We start from the raw sequence: 16,020 nt of genomic DNA, 5'->3' as shown, positions 1-16,020 counted from the left end.
GATGATCCGCCTCAGCCAGCGCGCCCTGGCCTACCTCAACGAGGTGATCCACCACGGTTCTCTTCGCCGCGCCGCCCAGCACCTGAACATCGACCCCTCGGCCATCAGCCGGCAGCTCGCCAGCCTGGAGGAACATCTCGGCGTGCGCCTCCTGCAACGCACCCCGCAAGGCGTGGCGCCTACCGAGGCCGGCGAGCTGCTGGTGGCGCACTACCGCCAGCAACGGGCCAACGAAGAGGGCGTGCTGTCGCGTCTGTCGGCCCTGCAGGGGCTGCGCCAGGGCAAGGTGCGCCTGGCGGTCGGCGAGGGCTTCATCGCCGACCTGATCTCCCAGCCATTGCAGAGTTTCATCCTGCGCTACCCCGGCATCGAGCTGGAGGTCCGCATGGCCGGGGCCAACGAAGGCGTGGCGCTGGTCAAGGAAGACGCCGTCGACCTGGCCCTGGTCTACGCCCCGGTCGAGGACGGCGAACTGGACGTGCACGTCGACACCCGCCAGCCCCTCGACCTGATCATCCCCGCCAACCATGCCCTCGCCGGACACCGCGGTGCGGTGCCGATGCGCGCGCTGCGCAACGAGTCGCTGGCGTTGATCCACAACAGCACCGGCATGGGCCAACTGGCGGTGATCGCCGCCCAACTGGAGCGCATCGAGCTAAGGCCGAAGCTGCGCACCAACTCGGTGGCGGTGCTGACCAATTTCGTCAAGTCCGGCATCGGCGTGGCCTTCATGCCGGAGTTGACGGTCAGCCACGAGATCGAGGCCGGGCATATCCGTTGCCTGCCGCTGGCCCACCCGGCGCTGCGCGACGCCCGCGCGCGGATCGTCAGCCACAAGGGCCGCGAGCTGACCGTGGCGGCGATCGCCTGCCTGGAACACCTGCGCCGCGGCATGCGCTTCTTCAGTGGCGACGCGCCCGGGCTCTCGCAGCGCTGAGGCGTTGCCTTTTTCGCATCACGTCCGGACTTGAATAGTCAACGAGACAACGGCTAGCGTTGCTTCGCTTTCGTGCGAGCACCCGGCCCCGCGCCCCGACAAGAAGTGCCGCCGATCCCCCGACCGTTCGGACTGCCATAAGGAAAACAACATGCACACGAATCCGCGCCACGGCCTCGCCCGCCGCTTCGCCGCCGGACTGCTGGCCGCCGCCCTGGGCCTGGGCGGCAGCCTCGCCCAGGCCGCCACCACCCTCAACCTGAGCTATAACGGCGCCGCCGACAGCGAGAAGAACCTGGTGCACCTGTTCGCCAGCAACCTCAAGCGCCTGGCCGAGGAAAAGAGCGGCGGCGAACTGCAGTTCAAGCTCTACCCCAACAGCATGCTCGGCGAAGAGGAGCAGCGCATGGAACAGGTGATGACCGGCCCCGGCCTGAACATCGCCTCCTTCGCCGGGATCGCCCCGCTGTTCCCGGAGATCTACGTCAGCGCCACGCCCTTCATGTTCAAGGACGCCGCCGCGGCCCACGCCTTCTTCGACAGCGGCAGCTACTGGCAGGCCGCCCGCGAGGCCTTCCGCGAGCGCACCGGCACCGAGCTGCTGGCGGTGGTCGAGGAAGGCGGCTTCCTCAACTTCACCAACGGCAAGAAGCCGATCCACGGCCCGGCGGACTTCCAGGGCCTGCGCTTCCGCGCCATGGATCCCAGCCAGGTGGCGCTCTACGAAGCCTTCGGCGCCTCCGGCACGCCGATCCCGTGGACCGAGTTGTACATGGGCCTGCGCACCGGCGTCGCCGACGGCCAGATGAACCCGACCTCCTACATCATCCTCGGCAGCCTCTACCAGGTGCAGAAGTACCTGACCCTGGCCAACATCCAGTACTCCGACCAGTTCCTGGTGGCCAACGGCGATCTGCTCGCCAGCCTCCCGGCAAAGGAGCGCCAGGCCCTGCTCGACGCCGCCGCCGAAGCCACCCGGCTGAACCGCGAGGCGGTCGCCGCCCAGCAGGAGCGCGACCTGGCGTTCCTCAAGGAAAAGGGCATGCAGATCATCCAGCCGTCCGCCGATGACCTCGCCGCCTTCCGCGAGAAAGGCCAGCCGTCCTACCTGGCCTGGCTGAAGACCCAGGACATCGAGCCGCGCTGGACCGAGATGGCCTTCCGCGACGCCGGTCTCGCCACCGCCCCCTGACCTTCGCGCGTTGCCCCCCCGACGGCCGCTGCCGTCGGCCGGGCGCGCCTGTCCGACTTTCCGGAGTACCTCCCATGCCGTCATTGCTCAAGGGCATGCGCGCCGCGTTGCTGAACCTCGCCACGCTGCTGTTGCTGCTCGACCTGGTCCTGCTCATCTACGGCGTGTTCGCCCGCTACCTGCTCGGCAGCTCGCCGATCTGGATGGACGAACTGGCCCGCTACCTCATCATCGGCGCAGTAATGCTGGCGCTCGGCGCGGTATGGATGGAAGGCGGGCACATGCGCGTCAACCTGTTGGAACAACGCCTGCCGCCGCGCCTGGCGCAGGCCCTCAGGCTCTACCAGTGGCTGCTGGCGCTGGCCTTCTTCGCCTTCGCCGCCTGGGTCAGCACCCGCTACGCGCTGAACGCCGGGCGCTTCCGCAGCCTCGGCCTGGGCGTCAGCCGCACCTGGCCGTTGCTCAGCCTGCCGCTCGGCTTCGGCCTGCTGACCCTCATGCTGTTGCTCCAGGGGCCCTGGCCGCGGCAGCCGGCCAGCACCACCGTCGAGGGAGGGTCGCAGGCATGATGGCCATCGCCATGATCGCAGCCTTCGTGGTCAACCTCCTGCTCGGCCTGCCGCTGTTCCTCTGCCTGCTGCTCACCGCGCTGGTGGGGTTCCTCTTCGTCGACCCGGCGCTGTTCGCCAACACCCTGCCGCAGCGCTTCTTCGGCGGCATGGACATCTTCTCGCTGATGGCGATCCCGCTGTTCGTGCTGGCCGGCAACCTGATGAACCATTCCGGCATGACCCCGCGCCTGATGCGTCTGGCCAACGCCCTGGTCGGCCACTTCCGCGGCGGCCTCGGCCACGTCAACGTGGTCGCCGGGGTGTTCTTCGCCGGGGTCAACGGGTCCGCCGCGGCCGACGCTTCGGCACTCAGCACCCTGCTGGTGCCGGCCATGGAAAAGGAAGGCTACTCGCGGCGCTTCGCCGCCGGGCTGACCGCGGGCAGCTCGCTGATCGGTCCGATCATCCCGCCGAGCATCTTCATGATCCTCTACTCCTCGCTGACCAACACCTCGGTGGGCGAGCTGTTCCTCGCCGGGGTGATTCCCGGCCTGCTGCTGGCCGCCGCCTTCATGCTGCTGAACGCGGTGTACGCCTACCGCAACGGGCTGCAGGCGCGCCATGCGGCGCCGGCCTGGGGCGAGATCCTGGCGGCGCTGTCCGGCGCCCTGACCGCGCTGATCGCGCCGGTGATCATCGTCGCCGGAATCGTCCTGGGACTGGTCACGCCCACCGAGTCGGGCGCCTTGATCGCTCTCTACGTGGCGCTGGTCGGTCTGCTCCAGCGCCAACTGAGCCTGGTCGGGCTGTGGAACTCGCTGCGCGAGACGGTACGCCTGACCGCCAGCATCTACGTGATCATCGCCGCCGCTTCGGTGGTCAACTGGTTGCTCAACTACGCCCAGGTCGCCAGCGAGTTCGCCCAGTTGCTGGAGCCGTTCGGCCACTCGCCGACCCTGATGCTGTTCATCATCAGCGCAGTGATCTTCGTCTGCGGCATGCTCATGGAAGAAGTCTCGGTACTGATGCTGCTGACGCCGATAGTCGCTCCGGTGGCGCTGGCCGCCGGCGTGGATCCGGTGCACCTGGGGCTGATCTTCACCCTGAACATCACCATCGCCCTGATCACCCCGCCAATGGGCGCCTGCCTGTTCATCGTGGCGACCATCAGCCGCCTCGATATCCTGGAAATGTTCAAGGGTATCTGGCCGTTCATCCTCGTGGCCCTGGGGGTGCTGTCGCTGCTGATCCTGTTCCCGTCCCTGACCCTGTGGCTGCCACGCCTGCTCAATTGACGCCATGACCGACTTCACCCAAGCCATCCCCGTTCTCCCGGAGCCCGACTGGCACGCCGTGGCCGGCATCCCCATCGTCGATGCCGGCACGCCGCTGGAGGCGCTCGGGCTGAGCCGCGAGTTCAGCGTCTGGCCGGCCTACCACAAGCTCGGCATTCCTCACGCGATCCCGGAGTGCCACGCTCGCGGCGAGGTCTTCGAGCGTCTCCTGCGGGTCGCCGCCGCCCTCCCCGGCGGCGTGCGCCTGGTGGTGCTGGACGCCTGGCGGCCGTTCGCCGTGCAGCAGTATCTCTACGACAGCCTGTCCAGCGCCCTGGCCGCGCACTACCCACGGGCCGGCGAGGCCGAGCTGGAACGGCTCACCCGCCAGTTCGTCTCGCCGCCGAGCAGCAGCCGCGAGGCGCCCAGCCCGCATCTCACCGGCGGCGCGGTGGACGTCACCCTGTGCGACGCCCAGGGCCGCTGGCTGGACATGGGCAGCGCCTTCGACGAAGCCGTTCCGGCCTCCTACACCGCCTACTTCGAACGCCTGGCGGAGCCCGACGCGCGCCAGCGACGCGTCCGCGATCACCGTCGTCTGCTCTATCACGCGATGCTCGACGCCGGTTTCAGCAACCTGCCCAGCGAATGGTGGCACTACGATTTCGGCGACCAGCTCTGGGCCTGGCACACCGGCGCGACGCAGGCGCTGTTCGGCCCGGTGCAGTTGCAGGCGATGGACGCGCTCTGGCGCCAGCAGTTGCAGAAGCGCCCTCCGGCGGACTAGGAGGCGAAGGCGCGCCGGTAGCCCAGCGGCGGCAGGCCGAACGCGGCGGAGAACTGCTGGCGCAACGACACCGCCGAACCGAAGCCGGCCAGCCCGGCGATCGCCTGCACCGAATGCTCGGTGGTTTCCAGCAGGCGCTGGGCCAGGGCCAGGCGTTCGGCCTGCAGCCACTGGCTGACGGTGGTGCCGGTGAGCTGGCGGAAATGCCGGGTGAAGGTCCGCCGGCTCATCAGCACCCGCTGTGCCAGGCTGTCCAGGCTGTGCGCCTGGTCGAGGTTCTGCCGCAGCCACACCAGCAGCTCGCCGAGACGGCCGTCCTGGGCACTGTCCGGCAGCGGCTGCTCGATGAACTGGGCCTGGCCGCCCTGTCGATGCGGCGCCACCACCAGGCGCCGGGCCAGGTGATTGGTAGTCTGCGCACCGAGCCGCTGGCGGACCAGGTGCAGACAGCAGTCGATGCCGGCGACGGTGCCTGCCGAGGTCAGCAGGCCGTCGTCCTCGATGTACAGCACGTCGGGCTCCACCCGCACCGCAGGGAAGCGCCCGGCGAAATCCTCCGCCCACATCCAGTGGGTGGTGGCGCGGCGACCGTCGAGCAACCCGGCCTCGGCCAGCACGAAGGCCCCCAGGCACAAGCCCACCAGTTGCGCACCGCGTGCACGGGCCGCGATCAACGCATCCAGCAGCGCTTGTGGCGGACGCTCGTGTGGATCGCGCCAGCTCGGCACGATCACGGTCTGCGCCTCGGCCAGCGCTTCCAGCCCGGCCTCGGCCTCGATGGTGAACCCCACCGTGGTTCGCAGCCGGCCCGGCTCGGCGGCGCAGACACGCAGGTCGAAGGCCTGCGCGCAGGGGTCGTAGCACTCCTGGCCGAACACCAGGCAGGGCACCGACAGGTGGAACGGACTGATGCGGTCGAAGGCCACCACGGCCACGGACTGGCGGGACATGCGCACCTCGGTGGGTATGAGCGGGTTGGCCCGATTCTAGCGAAAGTTGTCTCTCAGGCCACTCACTCGCTACGCCGCGCCGGGACCAGAATCTGCCTCACCCACTCAGGAGGAAACGCCATGTCCGCACGTCAACCCAAACGCGCCTTGCTGGTCATCGACGTACAGAACGAATACGTCAGCGGCAACCTGCGTATCGAATTTCCCGCCATCCAATCGTCGCTGGAACGCATCGGCGCCGCCATGGATGCCGCCCACGCGGCGGGCATCCCGATCGTCGTGGTGCAGCACCTGGCACCGGCGGACTCGCCGTTGTTCGCGCGCGGCAGCCGGCAGGCCGAGCTGCACGAGGTGGTCGCCTCGCGGCCCTACCAGCACAAGGTGGAAAAGCAACTGGCCAGTTCCTTCGTCGGTACCGGGCTGGCCGACTGGCTGCGCGAGCGCGACATCGACACCCTCGCCGTGGTCGGCTACATGACCCAGCACTGCGACGACTCGACCATCCGCCAGGCGATCCACGAAGGCTGGCAGGTGGAATACCTGCACGACGCCAGCGGCTCGGTGCCCTACCGCAACCGCGCCGGCCAGGCCAGCGCGGAAGAGATCCACCGGATCTTCGGCATCGTCCTGCAGTCCTCCTTCGCCGCCGTGCTCAGCACCGAGGAATGGCTGGAAAGCCTCGCCGGCCGGCACGTTCCGGAACGCGACAACATCTACGACTCCAACCAGCGGGCCCTGGCCAACCGCTGAAACGACGCCGCCCCGTACGCGGGGCGGCGAGCGCTCAACCGACCAGCGAGCCACGCGCCGGCAACGGCTTCCAGCCCGGAAACTCGCGCAGCCGCGGGTCGGGCACCGCGCAATAGGCGAATGTCCAGTTCGGCGCCGGCAGGTCCAGGCGCTCCAGCGGCACGCGCGTGCCGGCGCCGGCCTGCGGCGCCTTCCAGTCCTGGGTGATGTGCGCACCGCCCTGGCTGGCCAGGAGGATGCCGCGGTTGGCGCTGGTGTCGTCCACCGTCCAACGCGCGGCGGAGGCGTCCATCAGCACCTCCAGATGCTCGTCGGTCACCTTGGCGCCGAACGGCGACTGCAACAGCCAGCAGTACAGGCGCAGGTGCATCGCCCAGTTCCAGGCGGCCTTCTGCTCGGCCGCCCATTGCAGGAAACCGCGGAGGATGGTCAGGCCATCCGGCGGATCGATCTTCAGCAGTTCCGGGCAAAGGTCGTAGAGATGGTGCCAGGCGCTGCTCAGGCGCTTGTTGAGCTGGTCCGGACGCAGGGTGGAGTTCTTCGGCGGCAGGCTGGGAGCCACCACCAGGCCGGTCTGCGCCGGCAAGGGATATCTGTTGCTGTTCATGCTCTGAACCTCGCACGCAAAGGCGGGGCGCCGGGCGCCCCTGCTCGACACGGCGCTCAGTGGCCGTGCTGCTCGTGCCCGCCCTGTTCGGCCGGCGCCTTGGACTCGACGACGATTTCCACCGGCACGTCGCCGGCCTTGCGGAAATGCAGCGTCAGCGGGAAGCGCTCGCCGGCCACCAGTGGCTGCTTCAGGCCCATCAGCATCAGGTGGTAGCCGCCGGGAGCGAAGCGCAGGTCCTTGCCTGGTGCGACGTCGACGCTGTCGACTTTCTGCATGCTCATCATGCCGTTCTTGTGCACATGCTCGTGCACCTCGGCGGAAGCCGCGCGCGGCGTGTCGGCGCCAAGCAGGGTGTCGTTTTCCTTGCCGTGGTTCTGCACCACGAAGTAGGCCGCGCCGTTCGGCGAGGTCGGCGGCAGGGCCAGCGCCCAGGGATGCTCGATGTGCAGCTGGCCGGCGTTGTACTCGTGGGCCTGGGCGAAAGCGGAAACGGCCAGCAGGGCCGCGGCAGCAAAGAAGGATGTGCGCATGGTGACTCTCCAGTAGCGTATGACCGGTCTTTTTCCGTCGGACCGGCGATTCCATGGGGGAAGCTAGGGTATTGCGCCGCGACCTGCCCCGACCCGAAGGTCCAGGTTGTCGAAGGCGCGGGGGAGGAGTCAGGCGACAGGAGAGGCGCGCGGATTGGCGAGGCGCCAATAGCGCAGGGGAGGCAGGTCGGTGGCGGAGAAGGCGTTACGGGCAGGGCTGGCCAGCGGCGCCAGCGGCAATGCCGGCCAGGAGGCGACCAGGCCGGGCGTGCCGGCGGCGCCGGCGCAGCAGCAGAGGTGCGGGGCCAGGCTCTCGTGGTCGTCGGGAAGATCGATGTCCTTGAGCGCGGCACCCAGCTTCAGGCGCAGCAGCGAATCGGACGAGGTGCTGCAGAAGCCACCGAGCAGCAACGAGGCGCGCTCCTGCGTCGTCAGCGCCTGCGAAAGCGGCACCACGAACAGGTTCATCAGCACGGCCAGGCTGGCCAGCCAGGCCACGGGGCGCCGTGACAGGGGCATCGTCGGTTCTCCGGAGAATGGGCCCTTTATGCCTGAGCGCGGGGCAAAAGTAAAAACGCCGGGCGCGACAGAGTGCCGCAGGTGAAAACGTTTGCAACCCTTGCGGGCTTTCCCACACCGCGCTCTTCCGCCAGCATAGACGGCTTTGACGCCCGACGAGTCGAGAAGCCGATGCCCCGCACCCTAGCCTTCGTTTCCACGCTGTTGCTCGCCGCTTTCTGCGCCCTGCCCGCCCAGGCCGACAGCTTCATCATGCGCCTGCTGAACAAGCCGGTACCCGGCGGGGTGGCGGTGGTCGACCTCGGCGAGGAAGGCCCGCCGCCGCGGGCCTTCTACCAGGGCAAGCCGGTGCTGGTGGTGCGCGAGGAAGGCCGCCGCTGGATCGCCGTGGTCGGCATCCCGCTGAGCACCAAGCCCGGCCCGCAGAAGCTGGAAGTGCGGGCGGCGACCGGCAACCACGAGGAACGCTTCAGCGTCGGCAGCAAGCACTACCGCGAGCAGCGCATCACCCTGAAGAACAAGCGCCAGGTCAATCCGCTGCCGGAAGACCTCAAGCGCATCGAACGCGAACTCGCCGAGCAGACCGCCGCCTACCGCCGCTTCAGTCCCGGCCTGCCCAGCAACCTGATGCTCGACAAGCCGGTCGACGGTCCGCTCTCCAGCCCCTTCGGCCTGCGCCGCTTCTTCAACGGCGAAGAGCGCAACCCGCATTCCGGTCTAGACTTCGCGGTACCGGCCGGTACGCCGATCAAGGCGCCGGCGGCCGGCAAGGTGATCCTCATCGGCGACTACTTCTTCAATGGCAAGACGGTGTTCGTCGACCATGGCCAGGGCTTCATCAGCATGTTCTGCCACCTGTCGAAGATCGACGTGAAGCTCGGCCAGCAGGTGCCGCGCGGCGGCGTACTCGGCAAGGTCGGCGCCACCGGCAGGGCCACCGGACCGCACATGCACTGGAACGTCAGCCTGAACGACGCGCGGGTCGACCCGGCGATCTTCATCGGTGCCTTCCAGCCCTGAGAAGTGAGCAACGCGGCGCCGGCTGAGGTCAGAAGGAACAGGGGGCGCGTCGATGCGCCCCTTTCATGACCAAGGGAGACACCGCATGACTCACCCGCTTCGCCTGCTCTGGCTGTGCTCGGCACTGTTCGTGGTCCTCGGCCTGGGCTTCGTCTTCTTCCCCGGCCCGCTCGCCTCCCTGCTCACCAGCGGCGAACCGCTCACCCCCGCCGCCCTCACCGACCTGCGCGCCAGCTACGGCGGCACCAGCTTCGGCATCGGCCTGCTGCTCGGCTATGCCGCCCTGCGCCCCCGCTACCTGGTGCTCGGCCTGCTCGCCGCCCTGGCGGTGATCGCCAGCGGCGGCGCGGCGCGTCTCTACGGTGTGCTGATCGACGCCTCGCCGGCGCTAACCACCTTCCTCTGGCTCGGCGCCGAGGCGCTGCTCTGCGTGCTGTTGCTGGCGGCACTCTGGAAGACCCGCCAGCTCGACCTCGACTGAGCGCCGGGCAGCAGGTCTCAAGCCAGGACCCGGCGAACCGCCGGCAGCCGCGACAGCACCAGCCAGTCCAGCGCCCAGACCAGCAGGAGCGAGGCCCCCACCAACGGGAAGGCCACGCTCAGCGCCAGCATGATGGCGATGCCGGTCTTCCAGCGCGGCAGCTCGTGGCGCAGCGGCGGCACGCCAAGGCGTCCGGCCGGCTTGCGCTTCCACCAGATCCACAGGCCGCTCGCCGAGCTGAGCAGGATCGCCAGGCAGACCGCGAGCATCAGCAACTGATTGCCCAGGCCGAAGAGCTTGCCTTCGTGCAGCACGACGCCCATCTGCACGCTCCTCGCCACCGCGTTGTAGTCCTGCCAACGCACGTCGGCGAGAACCTTGCCGCTGTACTGGTCGATGTGCAGGGTGGCGTCGTGGCGCGGATCGTCGGGGAACACGGAAATCGTGTAGACCCCCTCCATCCCGCTCGGCAGGGCGATCCCGTAGCCCGCCGCCACGCCGCGCTCGCGGGCGATATCCACCACCCTTTGCAGAGGGATGCCCGCCGGCATCGGCATGTCCATCGGCATCGCGTGCCCGGCCTGGGCGGAATGCCCGCGATGCTCGGCATGGGCGTCGGCCGCCGGCGGCTGCGAGCGCGGCAGCGGAGTGTTCTCCAGCGGCCAGGGCACCTGCTGGCGCGACGCGCTGTTGAGGCTACCGGCCTGCATGTCGGAGGTCGGCACATCGTTCCACATCGCCGCCGGGAAACGGTTCCAGACATCGGCGAACTGCTTGCCCCAGTAGCCGGTCCAGGTCATCCCGCTGAGCAGCATGAAGAGCAACAGCAGGCTGCCCCAGAAACCGGCGAGCACATGTAGCTCGCGCCACAGCGGTCGTCCGCGCAGGTGCAGGCGCGGCCAGAACAGCGCGCTCGCCGCCCGCCCGCGCGGCCACCATAGGTAGAGACCGGAGACCACCAGGACGATGCCCCAGCCGGCGGCCAGCTCGATCAGCCGGTCGCCGACGGTCCCGACCATCAGCTCGCCATGCAGTGCCCGGGCCACCGCCTGGAGATTCAGCTGCGCATCCTGGCGGCCGAGTTCGCGCCCGCTGTAGGGATCGACGAAGAGGTTCCATTGCCTGCCCTCTTCGCCAATCACGAATTGCGCGCTGCGCCCCGCCTCGCTCGGCGGCAGGTACTGGCTGACGGCGGCCTGCGGGTGCGCCTGGCGCACCCCGGCGAGCAACTGGTCGGCGCTGCGCATCTGCGCACCGGCCTCGACCCGCAGCAGTTGCGGATAGAGCAGCGCATCCAGTTGCGGCTTGAACAGGTAGACGACTCCGGTCAGCGCCAGCAGGATCATGAAGGGCGCGACGAACAGCCCGGCGTAGAAATGCCAGCGCCAGGCCAGCGCGTAGAAGTCACGGCCGTTCTTTTCGTTCGATTGCATGGATCACCTCATCGGAGCGCACACAGGCAAGGCGGGCCCCGCTGGACGGGGCCTCGTTGAAGGTTCAGAAGCTGAAGTCGACCTTGGTCCAGAAGGTCCGGCCCGGCTCGGGAACCGTTTCGTTGGCGGAGAAACCGAAGCCGGCGTCGCCGGCCTTGTTCAGGTGCTCGGTGTAATCCTTGTCGAACAGGTTATCGACACCGGCGCTCAGCTTGACGTTGCGAGTCACCCGGTAGGCGCCGTTGAGCGAGAAGACGCCGAAGCCGGCGCTCTTGTCGAAGTCCTTGCCGACCACGTTGCCCTGGTCCCTGGCGATGCGATTCTGCGGCGCGACCACCCGCCACAGGCTGCCGGCACTCCAGTCGCCTTCCTCGTAGGTCAGGCCGAAGCGCGCTTCCAGCGGCGGAATCTGCGGCAGCGCGCGGTCGTCCGAGCTGTTCTTGCCCCAGGCATAGGCCAGGCTGGCGTCGGTCTTCCAGTTGCCGGTGAGCTGGTAGGAAGCGCCCAGCTCGCCGCCCATGATCCGCGCGTCGACGTTGGTCGCCTGGGTCGAGGAACCCATCATGCCCTCGCGATAGCTGAACAGGATGAAGTCCTGGACCACCCCGACGTAGCCGGAGGCCCAGGCCTGCAGCTTGTCGCCGTTGTACTGGAGGCCGAAGTCGAGCTGGGTGGTCTTTTCCGGCTTGATCTTGTCGAAGGCGTTGACCGACCCGTTCGGCCCGCGCTTGGGCGAGAACAGCTCCCAGTAGTCGGGGAAGCGCTCGGCATGGCCGAGGCCGGCGTAGAGGGTGGTCGGCGAGTCGGCGAGGTCGTGCTCGTAGCGCACGAAGCCGCTGGGCAGGGTATCGGCGCGGGTGTCGTTGGCCGTCGGGTTGGCCATGGCGTGGCCCATGTGCCCGGACTTCAGGGTCTGCCGGTAGTCCTTGACCGAGGCGCGGTCCAGGCGCAACCCGCCGATCAGCCGGTCGCGCTCGGCGGCGAACCAGGTCAGTTCGCCGAAGGCCCCGTAGTTGTGGAACACCGCGTCCTTGCTCCAGGGGAACTGGTCGGCGTCGGTGTAGTAGTCGGTCATCATGTCGTACTTGGAGCCGCGCGCGCGGTGCTCGTTGCGCATGGCGTCGACCCCGGTGACCAGCTTGAAGTCGTCCCAGCGCCAGGTGGCCGCCAGGCGACCGCCGAGGGTGCGTCGGTCCACCTGGGACGCCATCGGCATGGGCATCATGCTGGATGGGTCGGGAGTGCGCAGGCGGAAGTTGTCCATGATGTGGTCGGCGTAGTTGTAGTAGACCTGTGCCTCGACCTTCTCCAGCACATCGCTGACGTTCGATTTGACGAAGCGCAGGCCCAGGCTCTCGCGCTTGAACTGCGAGCCGTCCATGCCGCGCCCGGCGTAGCGTGCCTCGCCGTCGCCCTTGCCGGCGGTGAGTTCGATCAGGGTGTCCTCGTCGGGGGTCCAGCCGACCGCGACGTCGCCGTTCCACTTCTTCCAGCGCGACGGCACGGTATTCCCGGCGCCGTCCTCGTAATCGTCGGACTGCGCGTGGTTGCCGGTGAAGCGCAGGTAGCCGAGCCGGTTGCCGGCGGCGGCGTCCAGCACCTTGTCGAAGCGGCCATTGGAGCCGGCCAGCAGGCTGGCGTTGACCCGCGAGCCGAGTTCGCCGAAGCGCTCCGGCTCACGCTCGAAGAGGATCGTCCCGGCCGACGCGCCCGGCCCCCAGAGCACCGTCTGCGGGCCCTTGATCACGGTGAGCTTGTCGTAGGTTTCCGGCGAGATGTAGGAGGTCGGCGCGTCCATCCGGTTCGGACAGGCACCGAGCATCATGCCGCCGTTGGTGAGGATGTTCAGGCGCGAACCGAACATCCCGCGCAGCACCGGGTCGCCGTTGCTGCCGCCGTTGCGGATCACCGCGAAGCCGGGAATGGTCTTCAGGTAGTCGGCCCCATCGCTGGCCGGCACCGGTTGGCGCGGCTCCTTGGGATTGGTGACGATGGTCAGCGGCGAACTCTGGGCGACTCCGGTGACCACGCTCGGCGCCAGCTCCACGGCGTGATCCTGGTGCTGTGAGTGTTCCTCGGCCAGGAGCGCCGACGGAGACAGGGCCAGGCCGCACAGAGCGGCGAAGGCTCCCGCCCAGCGGCGGCGTTGTGCGAGACGGGCAGGGTCGAAGCTGAAAGCGGCGGTCGGGCAGGCGTTGCCGGCCGCTCGTTGTTGAGTAGACATACGTTTTTCCATGATCTATGTGACTTCCGCCCCGCCCCCACGGCGAGCAGGCACGCGGCCAGGCTCGCGTCACCGGCGCGGCGAAGACGCGCCGGTGCCCCCAGGAAGCGGCGGCTATCGGATTGAAAGAGGTCAGGCGATCAGGAACGGCGGCGCACGGGTACGGGCGCCGGGAAACACCGGCGAGGCGACGAACGCCTCGTTCAGGAAAGCGACGGCGGGCGCCGTCGCGAAGGGAACGGAGAACAGCGCCAGGCAGGCGTCTTCGGTGAGCGGCGGGCTGTGGAACAACAGGCTGCAATAACCGCACTTCTCCCAGAGCACGTCGCTGGCCAGGCGATTGCCTTCCTCGCCGCCCATCCCCGGCATGCCGGCATGGACGACGGAGCGCTGGGCATCGGAACAGCCGGCATGGGCCATGTCGCCATGGTCCATGTTCTCGTGGGACATGCCTTCGTGGCCCATCCCCACGCCCATCGGCATCGGGTGGTCCATCGGCATCGACTGGGAGATCAGCGGCCCGACGAAGATCATCAGCATGGCGAACAGAGCCAGCCATGCACCGATGCCTTGTCGTTTCAGAGTGGTCGCCACCTGCGACTCCCGCCGTCTTGAATGAAGACCACCGCGTAGCGGGCCGGATGGCCGCTCGCGCCGGGTCATGCCGAAAAGAAGAATGCGCCTGTCGTTATACGCCCCAGGCACGGGGAACGAAATGATCGCACAAGGGCGGCTGGCTCTTCTGCGGCATGGGGCCGCAGAATTTTCCGTTGCGGAGAGCGTGCCGGCGGCGCAATCGAGGACAAGCTTTCACCGCAGAGAAAGAATAAAAACCCACAAAAGCCGCACAAATGGGAAATTCTACTAATTTTCCTTTAATGCTTGCCATTCAAATGCAGTCTCACTAGTGTGGTACGCATGAAAACACCACACACCCTCATCCTGCTCCGCCAACACGCCTGCCTGTGCCTGGTCAGCCCGCGACTGCGTGGCTGAGCGACGCTTCTCTTCATCTCGTCACTGCGTTCGCCTGGCCCCGCCGGCCCAGGAACCGACTCCAAAGGATTAGCCCCATGAGCATGTTGAAAGACCCTTCGCAGAAATACCGCCCATTCCCGGCCATCAATCTGCCCGACCGCACCTGGCCGTCGAAGACCATCACCGAGGTGCCGATCTGGTGCAGTTCCGACCTGCGCGACGGCAACCAGTCGCTGATCGAACCGATGGACGCGGCGAAGAAGATGCGATTCTTCAAGACCCTGGTGCAGGTCGGCCTGAAGCAGATCGAAGTGGCCTTCCCGTCGGCTTCCGATACCGACTTCAACTTCGTCCGCGAGTTGATCGAAGGCAACCACATCCCGGACGACGTCACCATCCAGGTGCTGACCCAGGCCCGCGAAGACCTGATCACCCGCACCTTCGAATCCCTGCGCGGGGCGAAGAAGGCCATCGTCCACGTCTACAACGCCACCGCCCCGTCGTTCCGCCGCATCGTCTTCAACCAGGACAAGCAGGGCGTCGTGGACATCGCCACCAACGCCGCGAAACTGATCAAGAAGCTGGCCGCCGAGCAACCGGATACCCAGTGGTCGTTCCAGTACTCGCCGGAAATCTTCAGCTCTACCGAGCTGGAGTTCTCGGTGGAGGTCTGCAACGCGGTGATCGACGTCTGGCAACCGACCCCGGACAACAAGATCATCCTCAACCTGCCGGCCACCGTGGAGTGCGCCACGCCGAACGTCTACGCCGACCAGATCGAATGGTTCGGCCGCCACGTCGACAAGCGTGACAGCGTGATCATCAGCCTGCACACCCACAACGACCGTGGCACCGGCGTGGCCGCCACCGAGCTGGGCCTGATGGCCGGCGCCGACCGCGTCGAAGGTTGCCTGTTCGGCAACGGCGAGCGCACCGGCAACGTCGACCTGGTGACCCTGGCCTTGAACATGTACACCCAGGGCCTGCATCCGCAACTGGACTTCTCCGACATCGACGCGGTGCGCAAGGTGGTCGAAGAGTGCAACCAGTTGCCGGTCCACCCGCGCCATCCATATGTCGGCGACCTGGTCCATACCGCTTTCTCCGGCTCGCACCAGGATGCCATTCGCAAGGGCTTCGCCCAGCAGAAGGAAGACGCGATCTGGGAAGTGCCGTACCTGCCGATCGATCCGGCCGACATCGGCCGCGACTACGAAGCGGTGATCCGGGTCAACAGCCAGTCCGGCAAGGGCGGCATCACCTTCCTGCTCGAACAGGAGTACGGCATCAGCCTGCCGCGGCGCATGCAGATCGAGTTCAGCCAGGTAGTGCAAGGCGAGACCGACCGTCTCGGCCTGGAAATGACCGCACAACAGATCTACTCGCTGCTGGAAAACGAATACCTCAAGGCGACCTCGCCCTACGTCCTCGCCAGCCATCGCCTGCAGGAAGAGAACGGCACCAGCGCCGTCGACCTGGAAGTCTCCTTCGACGGCGAGAAGCAGCACTGGCGCGGGATCGGCAAGGGACCGCTGGAAGCCTTGGTGGCCGCCCTGCCGGTCAAGGCGGAAATCATGGACTACCATGAGCACGCCATCGGCGCCGGCGCCAATGCCAAGGCCGCGGCCTATATCGAGATCCGCCTGGAGGGCCAGCGCCCGCTGCACGGCATCGGCATCGACGAGAACATTACCACCGCCAGCTTCCGCGCCCTGTTCAGCGCGCTGAACCGCGCGGTGACCCAGGCCGAGGCCAAGGCGGCCTGACCGGCACGGAAGGGAAAA

The 16,020-nt window shown here is 67.7% G+C and carries 16 protein-coding genes; 9 read left to right on the top strand and 7 right to left on the bottom strand.

What is annotated here, in order from left to right:
• Position 1: 1 nt before the first annotated feature.
• The 5 genes from ACM0M4_RS07025 to ACM0M4_RS07005 all read left to right on the top strand — a co-directional run bounded on the left by ACM0M4_RS07025 (position 2) and on the right by ACM0M4_RS07005 (position 4,741).
• A complete protein-coding gene (locus ACM0M4_RS07025; RefSeq protein ID WP_003092728.1) occupies positions 2-937 on the top strand; it encodes a LysR family transcriptional regulator in 936 nt (311 codons plus the stop codon).
• A 151-nt stretch (positions 938-1,088) separates the two neighbouring features.
• A complete protein-coding gene (locus ACM0M4_RS07020; protein WP_003118314.1) occupies positions 1,089-2,129 on the top strand; it encodes a TRAP transporter substrate-binding protein in 1,041 nt (346 codons plus the stop codon).
• Positions 2,130-2,203: 74 nt separating this feature from the next.
• Positions 2,204-2,698, top strand: a complete 495-nt coding sequence (locus tag ACM0M4_RS07015; RefSeq protein ID WP_003105397.1) for a TRAP transporter small permease — start codon at positions 2,204-2,206, stop codon at positions 2,696-2,698.
• Entirely contained in the window at positions 2,695-3,975 is a 1,281-nt protein-coding gene (locus tag ACM0M4_RS07010; protein WP_003105394.1) for a TRAP transporter large permease, read from the top strand. The genes ACM0M4_RS07015 and ACM0M4_RS07010 overlap by 4 nt, the downstream gene beginning before the upstream one ends.
• 4 nt (positions 3,976-3,979) lie before the next feature.
• Positions 3,980-4,741: a M15 family metallopeptidase gene (locus ACM0M4_RS07005; protein ID WP_009313463.1), complete on the top strand. Its 762-nt coding sequence runs from the start codon at positions 3,980-3,982 to the stop codon at positions 4,739-4,741.
• On the opposite strand, the gene ACM0M4_RS07000 is transcribed toward ACM0M4_RS07005, so the two are convergent.
• Complete coding sequence (locus ACM0M4_RS07000) at positions 4,738-5,691, bottom strand: GlxA family transcriptional regulator (RefSeq protein WP_003137870.1); 954 nt, start codon at positions 5,689-5,691, stop codon at positions 4,738-4,740. The genes ACM0M4_RS07005 and ACM0M4_RS07000 overlap by 4 nt on opposite strands.
• A gap of 120 nt (positions 5,692-5,811) precedes the next feature.
• Here ACM0M4_RS07000 and ACM0M4_RS06995 point away from each other — a divergent pair, with 120 nt between their 5' ends.
• The gene (locus ACM0M4_RS06995) at positions 5,812-6,441 is read left to right on the top strand and encodes a cysteine hydrolase family protein (protein WP_003105389.1); all 630 of its coding nucleotides are present in this window, start codon (positions 5,812-5,814) and stop codon (positions 6,439-6,441) included.
• A 34-nt stretch (positions 6,442-6,475) separates the two neighbouring features.
• Here the strand turns inward: ACM0M4_RS06995 and ACM0M4_RS06990 are convergent, their stop codons facing one another.
• From ACM0M4_RS06990 to ACM0M4_RS06980, 3 genes are all read right to left on the bottom strand, one after another.
• Positions 6,476-7,048: a putative natural product biosynthesis protein gene (locus ACM0M4_RS06990; protein WP_003122107.1), complete on the bottom strand. Its 573-nt coding sequence runs from the start codon at positions 7,046-7,048 to the stop codon at positions 6,476-6,478.
• A gap of 56 nt (positions 7,049-7,104) precedes the next feature.
• A complete protein-coding gene (locus ACM0M4_RS06985; protein ID WP_003105385.1) occupies positions 7,105-7,581 on the bottom strand; it encodes a copper chaperone PCu(A)C in 477 nt (158 codons plus the stop codon).
• 129 nt (positions 7,582-7,710) lie between these two features.
• A complete protein-coding gene (locus ACM0M4_RS06980) occupies positions 7,711-8,100 on the bottom strand; it encodes a DUF2946 family protein (RefSeq protein WP_003105383.1) in 390 nt (129 codons plus the stop codon).
• Positions 8,101-8,271: 171 nt separating this feature from the next.
• Here ACM0M4_RS06980 and ACM0M4_RS06975 point away from each other — a divergent pair, with 171 nt between their 5' ends.
• Entirely contained in the window at positions 8,272-9,120 is an 849-nt protein-coding gene (locus ACM0M4_RS06975) for a M23 family metallopeptidase (RefSeq protein ID WP_003092745.1), read from the top strand.
• Between the two features lie 85 nt (positions 9,121-9,205).
• Complete coding sequence (locus ACM0M4_RS06970) at positions 9,206-9,601, top strand: DUF4345 domain-containing protein (RefSeq protein ID WP_003092748.1); 396 nt, start codon at positions 9,206-9,208, stop codon at positions 9,599-9,601.
• A gap of 17 nt (positions 9,602-9,618) precedes the next feature.
• Here the strand turns inward: ACM0M4_RS06970 and ACM0M4_RS06965 are convergent, their stop codons facing one another.
• From ACM0M4_RS06965 to ACM0M4_RS06955, 3 genes are all read right to left on the bottom strand, one after another.
• Positions 9,619-11,034: a PepSY-associated TM helix domain-containing protein gene (locus ACM0M4_RS06965; protein ID WP_115288720.1), complete on the bottom strand. Its 1,416-nt coding sequence runs from the start codon at positions 11,032-11,034 to the stop codon at positions 9,619-9,621.
• Between the two features lie 64 nt (positions 11,035-11,098).
• A complete protein-coding gene (locus ACM0M4_RS06960) occupies positions 11,099-13,270 on the bottom strand; it encodes a TonB-dependent copper receptor (protein WP_003119294.1) in 2,172 nt (723 codons plus the stop codon).
• A gap of 120 nt (positions 13,271-13,390) precedes the next feature.
• Positions 13,391-13,852, bottom strand: coding sequence for a DUF2946 domain-containing protein (locus ACM0M4_RS06955; protein WP_003092760.1), 462 nt, complete (start codon positions 13,850-13,852; stop codon positions 13,391-13,393).
• Between the two features lie 479 nt (positions 13,853-14,331).
• Between ACM0M4_RS06955 and leuA the strand changes: the two genes are divergently transcribed.
• Positions 14,332-16,002, top strand: coding sequence for a 2-isopropylmalate synthase (gene leuA / locus ACM0M4_RS06950; RefSeq protein WP_003092766.1), 1,671 nt, complete (start codon positions 14,332-14,334; stop codon positions 16,000-16,002).
• Positions 16,003-16,020: the final 18 nt, after the last annotated feature.

The sequence above is a fragment of the Pseudomonas sp. 18-147 genome (assembly GCF_051048045.1).
GTDB lineage: Bacteria > Pseudomonadota > Gammaproteobacteria > Pseudomonadales > Pseudomonadaceae > Pseudomonas > Pseudomonas aeruginosa.
This window is presented reverse-complemented; position numbering and strand designations above follow the sequence as displayed.

Excerpts from the sequence above, each read along its gene's own strand:
- ACM0M4_RS07025 (WP_003092728.1), top strand. The coding sequence starts at position 2 with ATGATCCGCCTCAGCCAGCGCGCCCTGGCCTACCTCAACGAGGTGATC.
- ACM0M4_RS07020 (WP_003118314.1), top strand. The coding sequence starts at position 1,089 with ATGCACACGAATCCGCGCCACGGCCTCGCCCGCCGCTTCGCCGCCGGA.
- ACM0M4_RS07015 (WP_003105397.1), top strand. The coding sequence starts at position 2,204 with ATGCCGTCATTGCTCAAGGGCATGCGCGCCGCGTTGCTGAACCTCGCC.
- ACM0M4_RS07010 (WP_003105394.1), top strand. The coding sequence starts at position 2,695 with ATGATGGCCATCGCCATGATCGCAGCCTTCGTGGTCAACCTCCTGCTC.
- ACM0M4_RS07005 (WP_009313463.1), top strand. The coding sequence starts at position 3,980 with ATGACCGACTTCACCCAAGCCATCCCCGTTCTCCCGGAGCCCGACTGG.
- ACM0M4_RS07000 (WP_003137870.1), bottom strand. The coding sequence starts at position 5,691 with ATGTCCCGCCAGTCCGTGGCCGTGGTGGCCTTCGACCGCATCAGTCCG.
- ACM0M4_RS06995 (WP_003105389.1), top strand. The coding sequence starts at position 5,812 with ATGTCCGCACGTCAACCCAAACGCGCCTTGCTGGTCATCGACGTACAG.
- ACM0M4_RS06990 (WP_003122107.1), bottom strand. The coding sequence starts at position 7,048 with ATGAACAGCAACAGATATCCCTTGCCGGCGCAGACCGGCCTGGTGGTG.
- ACM0M4_RS06985 (WP_003105385.1), bottom strand. The coding sequence starts at position 7,581 with ATGCGCACATCCTTCTTTGCTGCCGCGGCCCTGCTGGCCGTTTCCGCT.
- ACM0M4_RS06980 (WP_003105383.1), bottom strand. The coding sequence starts at position 8,100 with ATGCCCCTGTCACGGCGCCCCGTGGCCTGGCTGGCCAGCCTGGCCGTG.
- ACM0M4_RS06975 (WP_003092745.1), top strand. The coding sequence starts at position 8,272 with ATGCCCCGCACCCTAGCCTTCGTTTCCACGCTGTTGCTCGCCGCTTTC.
- ACM0M4_RS06970 (WP_003092748.1), top strand. The coding sequence starts at position 9,206 with ATGACTCACCCGCTTCGCCTGCTCTGGCTGTGCTCGGCACTGTTCGTG.
- ACM0M4_RS06965 (WP_115288720.1), bottom strand. The coding sequence starts at position 11,034 with ATGCAATCGAACGAAAAGAACGGCCGTGACTTCTACGCGCTGGCCTGG.
- ACM0M4_RS06960 (WP_003119294.1), bottom strand. The coding sequence starts at position 13,270 with ATGGAAAAACGTATGTCTACTCAACAACGAGCGGCCGGCAACGCCTGC.
- leuA (WP_003092766.1), top strand. The coding sequence starts at position 14,332 with ATGAGCATGTTGAAAGACCCTTCGCAGAAATACCGCCCATTCCCGGCC.